General features: G+C 68.8%; 16 protein-coding genes. 8 read left to right on the top strand and 8 right to left on the bottom strand.

Going from position 1 to position 19,409, the window contains the following annotated elements; all coding sequences use genetic code 11:
- Positions 1 to 79 precede the first annotated feature (79 nt).
- A complete protein-coding gene (locus ASF34_RS13860; protein ID WP_056162091.1) occupies positions 80 to 1,480 on the top strand; it encodes a DHA2 family efflux MFS transporter permease subunit in 1,401 nt (466 codons plus the stop codon).
- Here ASF34_RS13860 and ASF34_RS13855 read toward each other — a convergent pair.
- From ASF34_RS13855 to ASF34_RS13845, 4 genes are all read right to left on the bottom strand, one after another.
- Entirely contained in the window at positions 1,477 to 1,995 is a 519-nt protein-coding gene (locus ASF34_RS13855) for a DoxX family protein (RefSeq protein WP_018045080.1), read from the bottom strand. The genes ASF34_RS13860 and ASF34_RS13855 overlap by 4 nt on opposite strands.
- 84 nt (positions 1,996 to 2,079) lie before the next feature.
- The gene (locus ASF34_RS23645) at positions 2,080 to 2,205 is read right to left on the bottom strand and encodes a hypothetical protein (protein WP_274533758.1); all 126 of its coding nucleotides are present in this window, start codon (positions 2,203 to 2,205) and stop codon (positions 2,080 to 2,082) included.
- 95 nt (positions 2,206 to 2,300) lie between these two features.
- The gene (locus ASF34_RS13850; RefSeq protein ID WP_056162082.1) at positions 2,301 to 3,467 is read right to left on the bottom strand and encodes a multidrug effflux MFS transporter; all 1,167 of its coding nucleotides are present in this window, start codon (positions 3,465 to 3,467) and stop codon (positions 2,301 to 2,303) included.
- 261 nt (positions 3,468 to 3,728) lie between these two features.
- Positions 3,729 to 4,316, bottom strand: coding sequence for a hypothetical protein (locus ASF34_RS13845; RefSeq protein WP_056161711.1), 588 nt, complete (start codon positions 4,314 to 4,316; stop codon positions 3,729 to 3,731).
- Positions 4,317 to 4,575: 259 nt separating this feature from the next.
- Here ASF34_RS13845 and ASF34_RS13840 point away from each other — a divergent pair, with 259 nt between their 5' ends.
- The gene (locus ASF34_RS13840) at positions 4,576 to 6,015 is read left to right on the top strand and encodes a serine hydrolase (RefSeq protein ID WP_244478993.1); all 1,440 of its coding nucleotides are present in this window, start codon (positions 4,576 to 4,578) and stop codon (positions 6,013 to 6,015) included.
- 353 nt (positions 6,016 to 6,368) lie between these two features.
- The gene (gene adh, locus ASF34_RS13835) at positions 6,369 to 7,889 is read left to right on the top strand and encodes an aldehyde dehydrogenase (RefSeq protein WP_056161706.1); all 1,521 of its coding nucleotides are present in this window, start codon (positions 6,369 to 6,371) and stop codon (positions 7,887 to 7,889) included.
- Positions 7,890 to 7,965: 76 nt separating this feature from the next.
- Here adh and ASF34_RS13830 read toward each other — a convergent pair whose 3' ends face one another.
- Positions 7,966 to 8,931 (bottom strand): homoserine kinase, encoded by a 966-nt coding sequence (locus tag ASF34_RS13830; RefSeq protein WP_056161704.1) that lies wholly within the window; start codon positions 8,929 to 8,931, stop codon positions 7,966 to 7,968.
- 79 nt (positions 8,932 to 9,010) lie between these two features.
- Positions 9,011 to 10,006 carry a 4-hydroxy-3-methylbut-2-enyl diphosphate reductase gene (gene ispH / locus ASF34_RS13825; protein WP_018045088.1) on the bottom strand — a complete coding sequence of 332 codons (996 nt, stop codon included), beginning with the start codon at positions 10,004 to 10,006 and terminating at the stop codon, positions 9,011 to 9,013.
- Positions 10,007 to 10,473: 467 nt separating this feature from the next.
- Here ispH and ASF34_RS13820 point away from each other — a divergent pair, with 467 nt between their 5' ends.
- Entirely contained in the window at positions 10,474 to 12,096 is a 1,623-nt protein-coding gene (locus ASF34_RS13820; RefSeq protein ID WP_056161701.1) for a hypothetical protein, read from the top strand.
- 55 nt (positions 12,097 to 12,151) lie between these two features.
- Here the strand turns inward: ASF34_RS13820 and ASF34_RS13815 are convergent, their stop codons facing one another.
- Positions 12,152 to 13,393 carry an acyl-CoA dehydrogenase family protein gene (locus ASF34_RS13815; protein WP_056161699.1) on the bottom strand — a complete coding sequence of 414 codons (1,242 nt, stop codon included), beginning with the start codon at positions 13,391 to 13,393 and terminating at the stop codon, positions 12,152 to 12,154.
- Positions 13,394 to 13,484: 91 nt separating this feature from the next.
- Positions 13,485 to 14,882 carry an aminotransferase-like domain-containing protein gene (locus ASF34_RS13810; RefSeq protein WP_056161697.1) on the bottom strand — a complete coding sequence of 466 codons (1,398 nt, stop codon included), beginning with the start codon at positions 14,880 to 14,882 and terminating at the stop codon, positions 13,485 to 13,487.
- A 141-nt stretch (positions 14,883 to 15,023) separates the two neighbouring features.
- Between ASF34_RS13810 and ASF34_RS13805 the strand changes: the two genes are divergently transcribed.
- The 4 genes from ASF34_RS13805 (at position 15,024) to ASF34_RS13790 (ending at position 19,361) form a co-directional block, all read left to right on the top strand.
- Positions 15,024 to 15,320 (top strand): DUF1127 domain-containing protein, encoded by a 297-nt coding sequence (locus ASF34_RS13805; protein ID WP_056161695.1) that lies wholly within the window; start codon positions 15,024 to 15,026, stop codon positions 15,318 to 15,320.
- 255 nt (positions 15,321 to 15,575) lie between these two features.
- Positions 15,576 to 15,866 (top strand): DUF1127 domain-containing protein, encoded by a 291-nt coding sequence (locus ASF34_RS13800; RefSeq protein WP_056161693.1) that lies wholly within the window; start codon positions 15,576 to 15,578, stop codon positions 15,864 to 15,866.
- 155 nt (positions 15,867 to 16,021) lie between these two features.
- On the top strand, positions 16,022 to 17,914 hold the full coding sequence (locus tag ASF34_RS13795; protein ID WP_056161691.1) for a monovalent cation:proton antiporter-2 (CPA2) family protein: 1,893 nt from the start codon (positions 16,022 to 16,024) through the stop codon (positions 17,912 to 17,914).
- Positions 17,907 to 19,361 carry an MATE family efflux transporter gene (locus tag ASF34_RS13790; RefSeq protein WP_018045095.1) on the top strand — a complete coding sequence of 485 codons (1,455 nt, stop codon included), beginning with the start codon at positions 17,907 to 17,909 and terminating at the stop codon, positions 19,359 to 19,361. The genes ASF34_RS13795 and ASF34_RS13790 overlap by 8 nt, the downstream gene beginning before the upstream one ends.
- Positions 19,362 to 19,409 lie beyond the last annotated feature (48 nt).

Genomic DNA, 19,409 nt, shown 5'->3' with positions numbered 1-19,409 from the left:
TCGTTCGAGAGCCGAGTTGCGCCCCCTCGACGGCGTGACGGAACCGGGCGGCTTCGTCCGCGCTACCTACGCGATCCCCATGCGCCCATCCCAGATCGTTCCCCTCGTCGTCGCCACCGCGCTGTTCATGGAGAACACCGATTCCACGGTGATCGCCACCGCGCTGCCGGCCATCGCCCGAAGCCTCGGCGAGGATCCGATCGCGCTCAAGCTCGCGCTCACCGCGTATCTCGTCAGCCTCGCGATCTTCATCCCGATCAGTGGCTGGATGGCGGATCGCTACGGCGCGCGCACGATCTTCCGCGCCGCCCTCGTGATGTTCATGGCGGGGTCGCTGGCCTGCGCCGCGTCCGATTCGCTCGGCGCCTTCGTCGCAGCGCGCGCGTTCCAGGGCATCGGCGGGGCGATGATGGTGCCGGTCGGCCGTCTCGTCATCCTCCGGGCGGTGCCGAAGAGCGAACTCGTCAGCGCCCTCGCCTACCTGACGATTCCGGCCCTGATCGGCCCGATCATGGGGCCGCCGCTGGGTGGGCTGATCACGACCTATCTCGATTGGCGCTGGATCTTCTTCATCAACATCCCGATCGGGCTGGCCGGAATCGCCCTCTCGACGATCTATTTCGAAAACATCCGCGAGCCGTCCCGGCCGCCCCTCGACGTCCTCGGGTTCCTGCTCTCGGGAGCCGGCCTCGCCACCCTGATGCTCGGCCTCGCCTCCCTCGGACGTCATCTCCTTCCGGATTACGTCTCGTGGGGGTGTCTCGGCGGCGGCGCGATCCTGCTCGCGCTCTATCTCGCGCATTCGCGCCGGGTCGAGCATCCGGTGATCCGCCTCGATCTGCTGAGGTACCCGACCTTCCGCGCGGCGGTGACCGGCGGCAGCCTGTTCCGCATCGGCACAGGGGCGATCCCGTTCCTGCTGCCCCTGATGCTGCAAATCGGCTTCGGCCTCGATCCGCTGCAATCGGGCCTTCTCACCTTCGCCGCGGCGGCGGGCGCGCTCCTCATCAAGATCATCGGGCCGCGCATCCTGCGCGCCTACGGCTTCCGCCGGGTGATGCTGTTCAACGCCGTGGTGGCCTCCTGCTTCCTGGCAGTGAACGGCCTGTTCACGGCGCAGACGCCCCATTGGATCATCATCGGCATCCTGCTCGTCGGCGGCTGCGTTCGGTCGCTTCAATTCACCTGCGTCAACGCCATCGCGTATGCCGATCTCGACAAGCGGGAGATGAGTTCGGCGACGAGTCTCGCGAGCGTCGCGCAGCAATTATCCCTCAGCCTCGGCGTCTCCATCGGAGCCCTGGCCCTGGAGACGGCCGCCGCGCAGCATGGCCGCACGACCATCGAGGCCGGCGATTTCTGGCCCGCCTTCCTCACCGTCGCGCTGATCTCGTCCGTCTCCCTCCTCGCCTTCCTGCGGCTGAAGCCGGATGCAGGCGCGGAGGTCTCGGGTCAGCGCCTCGCGTCGAAGGGCGTTTAGGCCGCCGCGCGGCTCGACGGCCGGGCGGGGCTGCGCTTCGGTCCCTTGGCCGATTTCGCATTGGCGTTGGCCGATTGCGGCCGGGCGGGAGCGGGCGCCTCCCGGGTCGAGCGGCGCCAGCCCTGCCAGCTACAGGCTCCGGGACCGGCCATAGCGTAGATGAGGAAGCCGCCAGCCAGGCCGAGATCGGCGAGGAACAGGGTGCGCTCGGTCATCGCCGCCGCGCCGGAATAGGCCCAGAACCCGTGCAGCAGCACCGCCATCGCCACCGCGAACCCCGCCAGGGCGAAGCCGGTGATGCGGGGCAGGACACCGAGGATGAGCGCCAGCGGCCCGAAGACCTGAACCACCACGGCCGCCGTGGCGACGGCATTGGGAGACGGCATCCCGGCCCCGGCCAGCGCGAGCGCGAAACCCGACACGTTGAGCGCACGCGCGATGCCCGTCGGCAGCAGCGCCGCCGCAAGCAACAGGCGCGACGCAAGGAGGATTCCGTCCTGGCTCCGACCGAACACGCGCGAACTCCGTCCCTGACCCCATCGAGATCGGGAGAATGCGCGAGACCGGCTGAAGACGGCGTTAAAGCTTGGAGCCGGCGCTCACTCGCCCGGGGAGCGACGCTCCGCCTTCGCCAGCGAGCGCTCATGCAGCAAAACCGCGAGCCAGCCGAGGCCAACGGCGAGTAACGGCGTGAAGACGAAGGCGATCGCGTAGGACGCACTCATCGATCGAACTCTTTGGGGAACGCCAGCCGTGCAGTCAAGAATAGGCGGGGTGAGCGTTCAGTTTAACTTCTGGTCGATGGTGCATCCATCAACACTCACCCCGACACCCCACCTCGGAACAACCGGCCACGTTCGGTCCAGGCGACGACGAGGAGGGCCGCTCCCCCGAGGCCGGCATAGCCGAGGCCGAGGGGCAGCACAGTGCCGTCGAAGGCGTGGCCGATGATGAAGCCGCAAAAGGCGCCGAGGATCGTGGTGTAGAATCCGAGGAAGGACGAGGCCGTCCCCGCGATCTCGCCGAGGGGCTGCAGGGCCAGCGCGTTGAAGTTCGGCATGGCGAAGCTGATCATGAACTGGTTGCCGGCGAGCACCGTGAGGAACAGCCACAGCGGCGGATGCCCGGCATAGGCGAGGCCGATTCCGACCTGGGCCAGCGCCACCGCCACGAACAGGGTGAGGCCCACATGCGAGAGCGGCCGCATCCCGAGGCGCCGCACCAGACGGGCATTGACGAGGGTGGCCGCCCCCATGGCGCCGGCCACCAGGGCGAAGGCGAGGGGAAACAGCGCGCCGAGCCGGTACAGCCCTGTATCGAAGAGCTGCTGGGCCGAGCCGACATAGCCCATGATGCAGCCGGTCAGCAGCCCAAGGGCGGTGGCATAGCCGACCGCCACGCGGGTGCGGAAGGTCAGGGAGATAGCCTGCCCGATCGACCGCAGGGAGAGCGGACGTCGGAATTCCGGGTGCAGGGTCTCCGGCATGCGCCAGGAGAACCAGAGGGTGAGGATGCCGGCCAGGGCCAGCATGGAGACGAAGACGTAGTGCCAGGAGCCGAGCAGCAGCATCGCCCCGCCGATGGCGGGCGCGATCATCGGCACGATGAGGAACACCATCATGATCAGCGACATGACGCTGGCCATCTCGCGCCCCGAATAACGGTCGCGCACGATGGCGGTGGAGAGGACGCGCCCACCCGCCGCCCCGATCCCCTGGATGACGCGGGCGGCCAAGAGCCATTCGAAGGACGGCGCGACCATGGCGAGGCCCGTGCCCGCGCCGTAGACCGCCAGACTCCCGAGCAGCACCCGCCGGCGCCCCAGCGCATCCGAGACCGGCCCGTAGACGATCTGGGCGACGCCGAAACCGATCATGTAGACGTAGACGAGAAGCTGCAGCGCATTCGGGTCGGCGACCGAGAACCGTGCCTGGATCGCGGGGAAGGCCGGCAGCAGATTGTCGATGGAGATGGCGGTCACGGCCATCATCAGGGCGACGATACCGACGAATTCGCCGAAGCCCGGGCCGTTCCAAGCCGGACCGCCCTGCGGAAAAGCCCGTTCCGTTACCGGCCGGCCGCTCGGCGGAACCGGCCTCAAAGGTGCAGTCACTGGTCCTGAGCCTCGCTGCGGTCGCCGGCTCCTGCGCCGGCGACGTCGTGATGGAAAGTCAGCGGCCCGACCTCCGGTTGCACGAGCCCTTCGCGGACCGCCATTCCCGGAGGCCGGGCTCGGCTCGGCCGGGTGCTACTGCCCGCCGCCCGCCATCTGACCGAGCTTGTCGATGTTCTTGGTGACGAGGGCGATGTTGCTGTCGGAGGGCTTGGTGGGCTCGCCGGCGGCGATCGCCTCGTTGATGTCCTTCAGCGCGGCGGCCTTGTCCTTGGGCTTCATCTTCGTGTCGGCCTCGATGGCGGCGACCTGCTTCTTCAGCAGCGGCACGACGCCGACATAGGTCTTCGTCTCGGGGTCCACGCCATCCAGCACCGCCTCGACGCTGTCGGCCGCGTCCTGCAGGTCGTCGACGCTGGCAAAACCGTTCTTCTTCGCGATGGCCACGGCCTGTGCCTGGACCTTCGGATCGGGCTTGTCCGCGTTGCCGCCGGGGAGTTTCGCCAGTTCGGGCTGCGCCGCCACGAGGCCGTCGATCAGCGCCTGGGTCAGGGCGACCTCCTTCTGCTCCTCGGCCTCGGGGGCCGGGGTGGGAGCGGCGGGGGCGGCCTTGGCGGGTGCCGGCGCCTTCTGCGGCGCCTGGGCGAAGCTGACCTGCGAGACCAGGGCGGAGGTACCAAAGGTGAGGGACGCTGCCAGCAGGGCGCGAGTGGTGCGGCTCATGGATGTCTCTTCCTGTTGCGTGGTTGGGGAAGGGCCGTCATCGGCGGAGCGAGTCCGGTCGCGACGGATGGCTTCGTCCGTCGGCACGAAGGCGGGCCATGTTGCCGAGCTTCGGGGCAAAACAGTGATCTCGGCGCCGATGCCGATCACGGTTTCGCGGGAATGCCGCCGATCTCGACCGGGGGTGGCACTCCCGCGCAACCACGCCACATTCCCGCGCAACCTTGGCAGGATCGCAGCCGACGGATCACCGCGCCTCATGCTTTCACGCTTCCTTTCCGGCGCTTGCGCCCTGTTGCTGCTGCTCGGCGCGGCGACTGCCCAGGACAGGGCGTCAGGCGCTCCCATGCAGGACGGGACCGGCGACTTCGCGCGCGAGGCCTCGGCCCTCATGGACTCGCACGCCAGGGGCGGCGTCTTCTCGGGTGCCGTGATCGTGGCGCGGGACGGCATCCCCCTGTTCCGCCGCGCCTACGGCATGGCCGACCGCGAATGGGTGATCCCCAACACGCCGGACACAATGTTCCGCATCGGCTCCATCACGAAGCAGTTCACCGCGGCGGCGATCCTGAAACTCGCCGAGGCCGGTTCCCTCTCCCTCGACGATCCCGCCATCCGCACCCTGCCCGAATTGCCGCCGGCCTGGGCGCCGATGACGATCCGGATGCTCCTCAACCACAGTTCCGGCCTGCCCAACGTCACCGCCCTGCCGGGCTACGCGACGCAGCTCGGGCGGATCGAGCGCTCGCCGATGGAGACGGTGGCCCTCCTCTACCGCGAGGATCTGCTCTTCCCGCCGGGGACCGGCCACGAATACAGCAATACCGGCTACATCCTCCTCGCCGGCCTGATCGAGCGGATCACCGGCCAGAGTTTCGCGCGCTACCTCAACGACGCCATCCTGGCGCCGGCCGGATTGGCCTCGACCCGGGACGCCGATCCGGGCGCCATCATCCCCCGGCGTGCCGCCGGCTACCGCCGCGTCTCGGGCGAATGGCGCCACGCCCTGCCCCTGGCGGCCAGCGCTCCGTCGGGTGCCGGCATGCTGGCCTCGACCCTCGACGATCTCGTCGCCTGGGACAGGGCGCTGTTCTCCGGCCGTGTCCTGTCGGAGGCGTCGCGCCGGGCCATGGTGACGGATTACGGCCACGGCTACGGCCTCGGTTTGTACATCGGCACGGCCTACGGGCACCGCCTGTGGTCGCATGGCGGGTTCATCAGCGGGTTCAGCGCGATCAAGGATGCCTACCCCGATCTCGGCCTCACCATCGTGGTGCTCGGCAATTCCGAGATCGTGCCGGCCCAGGCCCTCTCGCGACAACTCGCGGCCCTCTATCTCGGCGAGCCCGCGCGCACCGAGATCAGCGTCGGCCAGACCGTTCTCGACCGCTATGTCGGCTTCTACCGGACGGGCCCGCGCTCGGTCCTGGGCGTCACCCGCGACGGCGACCGCCTCACGGCGCAGGCGCTCGGTCAGGGATCGACCGAGTCCCGCATCACCCTCGTCGCCGAGAGCGACAGGGCCTTCGTGGCGGAGAACGGCGCGATCCGCGTGGCTTTCGACATCGAACCGGACGGACGCGCCACGGGCGTGATGATCCACCGCGACGGCACCGAACGGGCCGGCCCCAGGATCGACCGCGCCATCGCCCGGCGGATCACCGCCCGGCGCTTCACCCGGCTGCCGTCAGGACGGTGAGTGTCTTGCCGAGCCTGTTTGGGTTGTTCGTCCAAGGCTTTACCTCATCCTGAGGTGATCTGATCGGATGATCGATTTTGGCAGAACTCCCGCTGCGGAACCGCACTCCCGGAGATAACCGCCGGTGATCGAGAGTTTTGCAAGGCCTTCCAAATCGCCGGCCCACGGCATCGCCAGGCCGCCGCAGAGGCGCTAGACTGCCGCAGCGCGTAGCTCCCCGCCATAGAAGCGGGACCACGCGCCGACCCGCTCGATGCCGTCGCTCCGAGTCGGTTAGGCCAAAAGTCTATCTTGATTTGGCAATCCGCCCGGCTTCTGCTGGCGCACACAAGAACAACACGGAGGAAACGCACATGAACAAGCCCGAATTCCTGTCGTCAGGTACCAAGGCGCCGTTCTCGGCCCGTTACGAGAACTTCATTGGCGGCCAGTGGGTCGCCCCCGTCGCCGGCCGGTATTTCGAGAACACTTCGCCGGTCACAGGCCGCGTCATCTGCGAGGTCGCCCGGTCCGACGCGCAGGACGTGGAGAAGGCCCTCGATGCGGCCCATGCCGCCAAGGAGGCCTGGGGCCGCACCTCGCCGGGCGAGCGCGCGCTCATCCTCAACCGCATCGCCGACCGGATGGAGGAGAATCTCGACCTGATCGCCCTCGCCGAGACCTGGGACAACGGCAAGCCGATCCGCGAGACGACCAACGCCGACATCCCGCTCGCCATCGACCATTTCCGCTACTTCGCCGGCTGCGTCCGCGCGCAGGAAGGCTCGATCTCCGAGATCGACCACGACACCGTCGCCTACCATTTCCACGAGCCGCTCGGCGTCGTCGGCCAGATCATCCCGTGGAACTTTCCGATCCTGATGGCGGTGTGGAAGCTGGCACCCGCGCTCGCCGCCGGCAATTGCGTGGTGCTCAAGCCCGCCGAGCAGACCCCGGCCTCGATCCTCGTGGTCGCCGAGCTCATCGCCGACCTGCTGCCGCCCGGCACCCTCAACATCGTCAACGGCTTCGGCCTGGAATGCGGCAAGCCGCTCGCCTCCTCGCCCCGCATCGCCAAGATCGCCTTCACCGGCGAGACGACGACGGGCCGCCTCATCATGCAATACGCCTCGCAGAACCTCATCCCGGTGACGCTGGAGCTCGGCGGCAAGTCGCCGAACATCTTCTTCGCCGATGTGGCCAACGAGGATGACGACTTCTTCGACAAGGCCCTCGAAGGCTTCACCATGTTCGCCCTCAACCAGGGCGAGGTCTGCACCTGCCCGAGCCGCGCGCTGGTGCACGAATCGATCTACGACCGCTTCATGGAGCGGGCGATCAAGCGCGTCGAGGCGATCACCCAGGGCTCGCCCCTCGACCCCGCCACGATGATCGGCGCGCAGGCCTCCTCCGAGCAGTTGGAGAAGATCTTGTCCTACGTCGATATCGGCCGCCAGGAGGGCGCCGAATGCCTCACCGGCGGTGAGCGCAACGTGAAGGACGGCGAGTTCGCGGAAGGCTTCTACATGAAGCCCACCGTGTTCAAGGGCCACAACAAGATGCGGATCTTCCAGGAGGAGATCTTCGGCCCCGTCCTCTCGGTTACCACCTTCAAGGACGATGCCGACGCGCTCTCCATCGCCAACGACACGCTCTACGGCCTCGGCGCCGGCGTCTGGACCCGTGACGGAACCCGCGCCTACCGCTTCGGCCGGGCGATCCAGGCCGGCCGCGTCTGGACCAACTGCTACCATGCCTACCCGGCCCATGCGGCCTTCGGCGGCTACAAGCAGTCCGGCATCGGCCGTGAGAACCACAAGATGATGCTCGACCATTACCAGCAGACCAAGAACATGCTGGTCAGCTACTCGGCCAAGAAGCTCGGCTTCTTCTAGGCCTTCACGAACGAGACCACCTTGCCCCGGCCGGAAACGGCCGGGGCTTTTTCATGCCCTGATCTCTGCGAAGACGCTATTCGCGCCAGCCGTAATCCCGCGCATGCGTCGCCGCCCGGTGGAACACCAGCCGGCGGTCGTATTCGAGCGGGTCCTTCGGCTGGACCAGGGCGCCGGGGGGCACGTTGAGCCAGTCGACGAGGCGCGTCAGCATGAAGCGCAGGGCGGCACCCCGACACAGGATCGGCAGCGCCGCGACCTCGTCGTCCTGCAGGCGCCGCACGGATTGGTAGCCGGCGATCATCGCCTCGCCCTTGTCGGGGAAGAACCTGCCGTCGGGCTCGAAGCACCAGGCATTGAGGCAGATGGCGAGGTCGTAGGCGAAGGCGTCGGTGCAGGCGAAGTAGAAATCGATCAGGCCCGACAGGTCGTCGCCGATGAAGAACACGTTGTCGGTGAACAGGTCGGCATGGATCACGCCGGAGGGCAGGCCGCGCGGCCAGCCGGCCCGGAGCACCGCGAGGTCGCCGCGCACGCGCTCGGTCAGACCCTCGGACACGGTGTCGGCGGCGGGGCCGGCAGCCTCGAACAGCGGCTTCCAGGATTCAACCGAGAGGTTGTTGGCGCGGGTCATGCCGAAATCGCTGCCCGCCCGGTGCAGCCCGGCGAGAGCGACGCCGAGAGCCCGGCAATGGTCGACCGTCGGGCGCTTGACCGAGACGCCGTCGAGGAAGGTCACGATCACCGCCGGCCGGCCGCAGAGTTCGCCGAGCGCCACGCCATCGCGCTTCGCGATGGGCTGCGGGCAGGCGAGACCACGGGCGGCCAGATGCTGCATCAGGTTGAGGAAGAACGGCAGGTCGCCGGCATTCACCCGCTTCTCGTAGAGGGTGAGGATGTAGGAGCCGGCGGTGGTGTGCAGGAAGAAGTTGGTGTTCTCGACGCCCTCGGCGATGCCCTTGTAGGAGAGCAGCGTGCCGATCTCGTATTGGGCGAGGAAGGCGGTCAGCGCCTCGTCGGAGACCTCGGTATAGACGGCCACGGGCTTCGCTGACGTTGGAGGGCAGACATGAGAAGGGGCGCCCTTCGGCGCCCCCAGCGAGGATAACGGGCGATGCGGCCTACTCGGCGGCTTCGCTGCGCAATTCGCGCGGCAGCGGGAAGGACATGTCCTCCACCACCGTGGAAACCGTGTCGACAGTGACGTCGTAACGGGCGGCGAAGGCGTCGATGATCTCCTCCACCAGCACCTCGGGCGCCGAAGCGCCGGCGGTGAGGCCGAGCTTGCGGATGCCCTCGAAGGCCGGCCAGTCGATCTCCTCGGCGCGGAGCACGAGGCGGGTGATCGGGCAGCCGACGCGCTCGGCGACCTCGCGCAGGCGCTGCGAGTTCGAGGAGTTCGAGGAGCCGACGACGATCACCGCATCCACCAGCGGGGCCACCTGCTTCACCGCTTCCTGGCGGTTGGTGGTGGCGTAGCAGATGTCGTCCTTGTGCGGACCGGTGATGGTCGGGAACTTCTGCTTCAGGGCGGCGACGATGTGGCGGGTGTCGTCCACCGACAGGGTCGTCTGCGTGACCCAGGCGAGGTTGTCGCGGTTGTCCGGCTCCAGGGCGGCGATCTGCTCCAGATCCTCCACCAGGGTGATCGAGCCCTTGGGCAGCTGGCCCATGGTGCCGACCACTTCCGGATGGCCGGAATGGCCGACCAGGAGCACGTGGCGGCCGCGCTTGTGGTGGATCTCCGCCTCGCGGTGGACCTTGGTCACCAGCGGGCAGGTGGCGTCGATGGTGACGAGGCCGCGATTGTCCGCATTGGCCGGCACCGTCTTGGCGACGCCATGGGCCGAGAAGATCACCGGGGCGTTGCCGTCCGGCACTTCGTCGAGCTCGCGCACGAACACCGCGCCTTTGCGCTTCAGGCTCTCGACCACGTATTTGTTGTGGACGATCTCGTGACGCACGTAGACCGGAGGTCCGTAGATCGCCAGCGCCCGCTCCACCACGTCGATGGCGCGGACCACGCCCGCGCAGAACCCCCGCGGCGCGCAGAGCAGAATCTCCAGCGGCGGCTTGGCCGAACCGTCGGGAAAGGTCTTCGAAAGAGGATCGCTCATGATAGCCGGGATGTGGCGAGGCGAGGCCGCCCCTGTCAACCTCCTATAGCGCATAATGTGCCGCGGTGTCAGGGCAGGTGGGGCACACCTGCCATCCCCATCGCTTCCGCCACGGGCCCCGCCCCCGCCGGCTGACGTTCCGGGAACGCTGCACCGCCGTCGAAGACGAATCACGAACGTGGCAAGCTCTCCCTATCCCACCGTCTCCCCCGCTCCCGCCCACGGCCTCCGCGATAGACCGGCCGGCCCCGTCTCAGGCTATAAGTCATTCTCGCCGGACGAGATGCACGGCATTGTACCGACAAACCCTCTGCCTTAAGCTCCCCAATATACCGTTCCGGGGGAGTATTGCTCGATCCTCCCTCGATCTGATCGCATTCTTGGGCGCCCTTCATCTGTCGACGGGCAGAGCATCGATCTCTCTCGGGCGCGGAGGCGAGCCTCTGGGCCAATAACGGAGGCCGACCATGACCAGTGACGCCGGAACCGCGCCTCCGCCCCCGGCGGCGGGCGAAGCGGCCACGTTCGACGCGTTTTCGCGCGCCGTGCAGGCGCGGTTCGACGCCGTCGTCGCGGCCGACGGCCATCTCTTCGAGGTCGGCGCTCCCGATCTCGGTCCGCTCTTCCTCGAGCACCTGCCGGCGGAGCGGCGGCCCTATCACACCTGCTCCTGCTGCCTGACCTTCCTGCGCCGCTTCGGCCGCCTCGTCACCGTCACGAAGAACGGCGGCATCGCCTCCGCGCTGTGGAGCCCCGATACCGTTCCCGACCTCTACCGGCCCGCCGTCACGGCGATGATGGGGGCCGTCACCGGCGCCCCGATCCGCTCCGCCTTCCTGGCCTCCGGCGAGACCTGGGGCCGCCCCACGGCCGGCGGCTTTCCCCATTTCTCGCTCGCGGTGCCGGAAACGCGACGCTACGGCGGCATCGTGGTCACCGCCCGGCAGGCGATGGCGGCGCGGCGCGAGGATTTCCGCACGCTCTCCCACGCCCTCGACGTGTTCGACCGGCGCGTCGTGGCGCAGGCCCTCACCCTCCTGCGGGCCGAGGCGCTGTACCGCTCCGAGAAGGTGATCGGCCCGGCCGAGTTTCTCCTGCGCCTGCACGACGAGGTTCCGCGCAAGGCCGGCCCGAAGCGGGACGCGATCCTGTGGCGGGCCGTCGCCAATGCGCCGCCCGGCTTCTGCACGCCGCGCGGCGGGATGATCGGCACGCTGCTGGCGGACATCGCAGAGGGCCGGGATTTCGCGACGGTCAAGGCACGCTTCACCGCCAAGATGCACCCGCTCGCCTACCAGCGCCCGCAGGCCGCGCCGAGAGCGGGCACCATCGCCCAGGCCGAACGCCTCTTCGCCCAGCTCGGTCTCGAACCGGCCTTGCGCCGCCGCTACGCGCGCCTCGACGAGATCCCGACGATCTGGCGCCCGCGCCATGGGGCGGCGGCGGCCGAAGCGACGGCCTCCCACACCGCATCCGGCATCTTCGGGGGTCTGAAGGCGAGGCAGGCGGCCGTGCCCGAAGCCGTGCTCGACATGCCGGCCCAGACGGTCACCTGGTCGAAGTTCGCCCGCGACGTCCTCCCTGACGCGCAGCGGATGTGGGTGTTCACGGCGGAGCGGATGACCTTTTGCGGCCTCGTCACCGCCGTCGATCCCGAGGCGCCGCCCCTCCTGCAATGGGACCGACCCGAGGCGCGCAACCCGGTCTCCTGGTACATCTACGTGAACGGCTCGACCCCGACGCGCTGGCGCCTGCCCGAAGGGGCGTGGGTGCCGGTGACGGGGGCCACGCTCCTGCCCGTCCTGTGGTCCGGCGCGGACCGGTATCGCCACCACAGGACGGGCGCGGTGCTGATCCTCGACGGCGCGCAGGATGATGCCGCCTCGGGCCTCTGCCTGTTTCCAGAGTTCCTGCGCTCGGACCTGCACGGGGTACGGGCCGTGATCGAGACCTATTCGAAAGCCCACAGGATCGAGGGCGTCGAGGAGGGCACGGCCAACGGTCTCCTCGTCGGCCAGGATGGGGATCATCGGATCCGCGTCGAGAGCGCTATCGGCACCGCAACCTATCGGATCGACCGCTGGGAGTGATCCGCGACGGTCGATCCGCCAGCGGTCACACCGTCCGAGCGTGAGGGCGTTTCCCTCACCCCCGCCCCAACATCCGGTCGCTGATGATCCGCCGCTGGATCTCGCTCGTTCCCTCGAAGATCGTGGTGAGCCGCGCGTCGCGCCAGTAGCGTTCCACGCGCCGTTCAGTGGTGTAGCCGTTGCCGCCGTGGAGCTGCATCGCCTGGTTGGTCACGCGCACCGCCATCTCGGTGGCCAGCAGCTTCACCTTGGCGGATTCGCTCTCGGCCGCCTCGCCCGCGTCGAGGAGGTGGGCCACCTGTTGCCAGTAGGCGCGGGCCTGATCGACCTCTGCCGACATGTCGGCGAGCGCGAAGCGCAGGGCCTGGAACTCGCCGATCGGATGGCCGAACTGCTCGCGCTCCTGCAGGTAGAGTTGGCAATCCTCCACCGCCGCGCGGGCGACACCGACGGCGCGGGCGGCGGTATGGACGCGGGCGATGTTGAGGCCGCGCTGCACCGAGGCGAAGCCGCCGGAATCCGCATCCGCCCCGCCATCGCCGTAGAGGCCGGTGAGGCGATCGCCCTCGGGCACGCGCACGCCGTCGAGTTCGAGCTCGAAGGTGAGGAAGCCGTGATAGCCGATCTTGTCGATGACATGGCCCGTCATGCCCTCGGGGAAGGTGCCGGGCGTCTTGACCACGAGGAACGGCTCCAGCCCGGCCGAGCGCGGCTCGCCCGGCTCCGGCTCGCGGGTGCGGGCCAGGACTTCGATGAAGTCGGCGGCGAGCGCGAAGCCGGCCCAGCGCTTGGTGCCGGTGAGCACCCAATCGTCCCCGTCCCGCACCGCGCGGGTCTTCACGCCGGCGAGATCGGAGCCGGCGGTGGGCTCGGACAGGGCGATGCCGCCGATCCACTCACCGCGGGCGGACTTGCGCAGCAAGGCGCGGCGGCGCTCCTCGTCGAGGGTCTGGGTGCCGAGCCCCTGCCCCCGCGCCAGGATGCTGCCGACCGAGAGCCAGGCGCGGGCCAATTCCTCCGAGACGAGGCAATATTCGAACACGCCGAGGCCGAGCCCGCCATGCTCGGCCGGGATGGTGATGCCGAACCAGCCCTTCTTCGCCATGGCGTCGATGAGCGAGCGCGGCATCTCGGCCTTCTGCCGGTCGAGTTCGTCGGCAAGCGGCAGGACCACATCCCTGGCGAAATCGCGGGCCTCCTGCTGGAGCCGGGCGCGCGCCTCCGTGCGCCAGGGCGAGAACAGTTCGGGCGGACGCGGCTGTTTCAACTCCGGCTTCGACGACTCCGGCTTCGACATGGGTCCTCCCGACATATTTTTGAGCTTTGCCGTATCTCTTCAAAGCCTCGGCCCGGGCGGTGGGTTCCGGGCAGGGCCAGCCGGACGCCGATCAAACCGCCGACATGGCGTCTTCCAACACCGAAAACGTCCTCGGATCGGCGCAATGGGCCACGTTGAAGCGCAGGAACTCGCGGCCGCCCGCCCCGGCGCTGAAGGCGGCGCCCGGGGCCAGCACCACGTCCCTGGCGAGGGCATGGCGCGCGACATCCGCCGAATCGAGCCCGTCCGGCAGGCGCGCCCAGAGGAAAAGACCGCCGCGCGGCTCGGTCCAGATCGTCAGGCCGCAGCGCTCCAGCCGCCGTGCGGTCTCGCCCATGGCGCGGGCGAGTTTTTCGCGGATCTCGGCGAGGTGGCGGCGATAGGCCCCGTCGGTGATGAGGCGGTGCATCAGCGCCGCGGAGAGATGTCCGTTGCCGAGGCTGAGGGCGAGCTTCAGGTCGATCAGCCCCTCCACCCAGTCGGGGCGCAGGGCGATGTAGCCGCAGCGGATCGAGGCCGAGAGGGTCTTGGAGAAGCTGCCCACCGCGATCACCCGGTCGAGCCCGTCGAACCCCGCCAGACGCGGGGCCGGGTCGGCTTCGAGGTCCCCGAAGATGTCGTCCTCGACGATGAGCATGTCGTGCGCCTCGGCGAGCTTGAGGACGCGGTGGGCCACGGCCGGGGCCAGGGTGGCGCCGGTGGGGTTATGGAGCGCGGAATTGGTCAGGTAGAACCGGGGCCGGTGCTCGACGATCAGCCGTTCGAGCTCGGCGACGTCCGGCCCGGCGGGGGTGAAGGACACGCCAACCACCTTCGCGCGGTTCGCCCGCAGCAGCGCATGGTAGTTGAAGTAGCAGGGGTCATCGACCAGCACGGTATCGCCCGGGTCGAGGAGGAAGCGGCACAGCAGATCGACGGCCTGTGTCGCCGAATCCGTCAGGACAATCTGGTCGGCCTCCGCCTCGACACCCTTGTCGGCGAGCCGCCGGGCGATCTGGCTCCGCAGCGGCGGAAAGCCGAGGGGCTTGTCGTAGCAGATCACGTTCGAATCGGCGTCGCGGGCGATGTGGCGCAGGGCGCGCCGGATCGCCTCCTCGGGCATCCATGACGACGGCAGCCAGCCGGAACCGGGCTTCAGCAGCTCCGGCCCGGATTGCATGGATTGTCGGGTGATCCAGAGCGGGTCCACGGCCCGGTCGAGCTGCGGCCCGATCTCCTTGAGGCAAAGCGGGCGGGTCTTGCCCGCCACATAGAACCCCGAGCCCCGGCGCGCGACGATGGCGCCTTCCGCGCCGAGGCGCTCATAGGCCTCCACCACGGTGGATTTCGACACGCCCATGGATTCGGCGAAAGCCCGCACCGAGGGCAGCCGCGCGCCGGGCATGAGCTGCCGCCCGGCGATCCGCTCCGTGATCGCGGAGGAAACCGTATCCACCAGGGTGAGCGTGGTCCGCGCCGATCCCGCCATCTGTACTGATCCTTCGCCCGGACAATTCAGCCAAAGCGTACTGGACTGTCCCTGTCTCCGCCAGCGGGACGGGGCCATCCCTGCCCTCCGACGAAACGCCGTCAGGCCCGCGCGGCAGGCCGGCGAAGGAAAGGCCCATCGATGACTACGATCCTGCAGCAGCGGAACACAACGCGGACGGGCGACCTCGCTCGGCGCGTCTCGCTCGCCGCCGCCCGGCTGTTCGCCGGACTGGCCGCCGAGTTGTCGCGCCAGGCGATCAACCGGCGGGTCCTGCGCAAGCTCAGTGTCATGACCGATCGCGAATTGAAGGATATCGGCCTGATCCGGCAGGACGTGATGGATGCAGGCGCAGGCGAAGCCGACGCCTCCCAGTTCCTGCTGGTCCGCCAGGACGAGAGACGGGAGGCACGCCCGTCCCGAATCGTTAAGATCTGATCAAGATGGCGGAACGTGCATTATTGAGCATGACTTCGAATTCGGCATGCCGCCAAACTGGTCAATCAGGTGGTGATTGAGGTTTATCCGTGGTCCGGTTCTACCAGACCTGCAGGCACCGCAAGTCTATTGAGGCTAAGTGTTCGATCGCACGTCATTCACGGCGAAGGGGGCGCACATCACCCCCATCACCTTCCTCGTCGTGCATCACCTTCCTCATCGTGAACGTGCGCCGAGAACTTGGACACTAGGATCATGAACAGCACCCTCAACTGGACCCCGGGCGACGCAGCAGCCGAACAGGTCGGACGGGCCACCCGCTTCGTCGGCAGCCTCCTCACCAAGGCCGCCTCCGTTTTCTCGCGTAACGATGCCGACGAGCGCGGCCTCGTGGAGCTCGGCTCGCTTTCCGAGCGGGAATTGAACGATATCGGCCTGACCCGCTGGGACGTCCTCGACGCCTACGACGCGCCTACGCCTTCGGACGCCACGAAGATCATCCTGGCCCATCGCGCCGTCCGCCAGGTGACGCGCCGCTTCGCCTGAACCGCGTGCCGCTCCGCACCGGTGATGGATCCGACACCGCCCGTCCACGCCATGCAGGCGTGGCGGGGGCGGTGCCCCTGGTCTAAGAGGAGAGCACGGCGACGCGCCTACGGCATCGGCCGCGGGCGACCCCACTCCTCACAGACCGGATCGACATGGCGAGCGCCTCAACCCATGTGAGCTTCCTGCCGCCGGTGCTGACCTTCCTGTCGGCGGCGGTGATCGGCGTGCCGATCTTCCGTCTCATCGGCCAGAGCGCGGTGCTCGGATATCTCGTCGCGGGCGTCGTCATCGGCCCCTTCGGGTTCTCGCTCATCGCCGAGCCGGAGACCGCCGCGAGCGTCGCGGAGCTCGGCGTCGTCCTCCTTCTCTTCATCGTCGGCCTCGAACTCGAGATTTCGCGGCTGATCTCGATGCGGCGCGACATTTTCGGGCTCGGTGCGACGCAGCTGCTGCTCTGCACCATTGTGCTTGCCGGCGCCGGTGCCCTGTTCGGGCTCACCCCGGCCGCGAGTCTCATCATCGGCGTCGCCCTCGCCCTGTCGGCCACGGCGGTGGCGCTGCAGCTCCTCGAGGAGCGCGGAGACCTCGGCACGCCCTATGGCGGCCGCGCCTTCGCGGTGCTCCTGTTCCAGGACATCTCCGTCGTGGCGATCCTCGCCCTGATGCCGCTCCTCGCCTCCACCGGCAGCAGCGGCAACGACGCGTGGCTCGGCCAGGCCCTTCAATCCACCGCCACGGTGGGGGGCGCCCTCCTCGCCGTGGTTCTGGTGGGCCGCTACGGCCTCAACCCGTTCTTCAGCCTGCTCGCGGCCAGCGGTGCGCGCGAGGTGATGACGGCAGCGGCCCTCCTCGTGGTGCTCGGCACGGCGATGCTGATGGAGCATGTCGGCCTGTCGATGCCCATGGGCGCCTTCCTCGCCGGCGTGCTGCTCGCCGAATCGAATTTCCGGCACCAGCTCGAAGCCGATATCGAGCCGTTCCGCGGCATGCTCCTCGGCCTGTTCTTCATGAGCGTGGGCATGTCCATCGACGGCGGCCTGCTCAAGAGCGCGTGGCCCGCCCTGCTCGGGGCGACGGCGGCGGCCATCCTCATCAAGGTCGGGCTGGTGGCCAGCCTGTTCCGCCTGTTCGGCTCGCCCTGGCTCGACGCGGTGCGCGGGGCCGCGATTCTCGCGCCGGCCGGCGAGTTCGCCTTCGTGCTGCTGCCGGCGGGCGCCGAACTCGGCCTGATCGACCAGCCCTCCACGCGCTTCGCGGTGGCGCTGGCCGCCCTCACCATGCTGGTCGGCCCCGTCGCCGCCAAGGCCCTCGACGGCTACCTGTCCCGCCACCGACCGGAGGTGGCCGAGCATGCCCCCGACCAGATCGAGAGCACCGAGGCCCGCGTCCTCGTCGTCGGCTTCGGCCGCTTCGGCCAGATCCTGACCCAGGTGCTGCTCGCCGAGGGGATCAGCGTCACGGTGATCGACAAGGACGTGGAGCAGATCCGCAGTGCCTCGCGCTTCGGCTTCCGCATCTATTACGGCGACGGCACCCGCCTCGACGTGCTGCGCGCCGCCGGAGTGGGCCGGGCGGAACTGCTCTGCATCTGCGTCGACGACCCGCAGGCCGCCCTGAAGATCGTCGACATCGTGCACGAGGAATTCACGGCGGTGCGCACCTATGTGCGCGCCTACGACCGGATGCATGCGGTGGAACTGATGAACCGGGACGTGGATTACCAGCTGCGCGAGACGGTGGAATCGGCCATCGCCTTCGGCCGCGCCACCCTGGAAGGGCTCGGCATCCCGGCGGAGGCCGCCGCCGCCACGGCCCAGGACGTGCGCAAGCGCGACGTCGCCCGCCTCGTCCTGCAGCAGGCGGGCGCCCTTCCGGAGGAATCGCGCTACATGGGCGGCAGCCCCGAGATCAAGCCGGAACCGCTCACCGAACCCAAGCGCCCCTCGCGCGCGCTGAGCACCGAGACGCGGGACATCATCGGCCTCGAGCGGCGCGAGGCGGCGACCCGCACGCTGCAACCCCAGGACACCCCGTCGGATGCCTGACACCCGCAAGGCGGCGGGACATCCCGCCGTCCGACAGGAGGCCGGACGGTTCGTCACGGGATCGATCCTGCGGCACGTGGTGGTGATGACCGGCACGGGCTCCATCGGCCTGATGGCGATCTTCGTGGTCGACCTGCTCTCGCTGATCTACGTCTCCAAGCTCGGCGACCCGACGCTCACGGCGGCGGTGGGTTTCGCCACCATCGTCCAGTTCTTCGCCATCGCCATCAATATCGGCCTGATGATCGCCGCCGGGGCCCTGGTCTCGCGGGCGATCGGGGCCGGCGACGAAGCGGGTGCGCGGCGGCTCGCCACCTCGGCCTCGATCCACGGCATCGTCGTCTCGGGCATCCTCGTCCTCGCCATGCTGCCGTTCCTGCCCCTCATCCTGTCCTGGATCGGCGCCGATGCCGAGACGCTTCCGGTGGCCGAGCGATTCCTCTGGATCGCCCTGCCCTCGAACATGCTCATGGGGCCGGGCATGATGTTCTCGGGCCTGCTGCGCGCCGTCGGCGCGGCGCGCCAGGCGATGTACGTGACGCTGGGCGGCGCCATCGTCACCGCCGGTCTCGACCCTCTCCTCATCTTCACGGCGGGTCTGGGGATCGACGGGGCGGCGATCACCACCTGCGTGGCGCGGGCGACCTTCGCCCTCGTCGGCCTGTGGGGCGTGCGCCAGCACCGGATGCTGGCCGCCCCCACATTGGCGGACGTGATCGCGGACGCGCCCACCGTGTTCAGGATCGCCCTGCCCGCCGTGCTCACCAACCTCGCCCCCTCGGTGGCGAGCGCCTTCATCGCCCATGCGCTGGCCAAGTTCGGCGCCGTCGCGGTGGCCGGCAACGTAGTGATCGACCGGCTGACCCCGGTGGCCTTCGGCGGCCTCTTCGCCATGTCCGGCTCCATCGGCCCCATCCTCGGGCAGAACTGGGGAGCGGGCCGGTTCGACCGCATGCGCGGCGTGCTGCGGGATGGGGCGCTGGTGACGGCGGCCTATGTCGTGGTGGTCTGGGCCGCCCTGATCGTCTTTCGTGGACCGCTGACGGGCCTGTTCGAACTGACCGGCACCGCCGCCGAGCTCTTCGTCTTCTTCTGCCTCGTGAGCGGGGGCGTGTGGTTCTTCACCGGCCTCCTGTTTCTGGCCAACGCCTCGTTCAACAATCTGGGCTTTCCCTTCCTGTCGACCTTCCTCAACTGGGGCCGGGCGACCATCGGGACCGTTCCGCCGGCCCTCCTCGGCGCCCATCTGTACGGCCCGAAGGGCATCATCGCCGGGGTGGGCTTCGGCTCGGTCGCCTTCGGGGCGATCGGGATCGCGCTGGCCTTCCGGACGGTGGCGCAACTGGAGAAACGGACCGGTCACGCGCCGAAAATGGCATCGGAAGCCGAGGCGGATGCCGCCGGAGGCGATATTCCGGCCCCGGAGAGGCCGAACGCACTGGTTTAGTGCCGGTACGGGCATGATCCCGGGCTGGTAAGTGCCGCTGGGATGCGA

The sequence above is a fragment of the Methylobacterium sp. Leaf106 genome, assembly GCF_001422895.1.
In the GTDB taxonomy this organism is placed as follows: Bacteria; Pseudomonadota; Alphaproteobacteria; order Rhizobiales; family Beijerinckiaceae; genus Methylobacterium; species Methylobacterium bullatum.
Note: the sequence above shows the minus strand (reverse complement) of the source record. Positions and strands in the feature narration are given on the sequence as shown.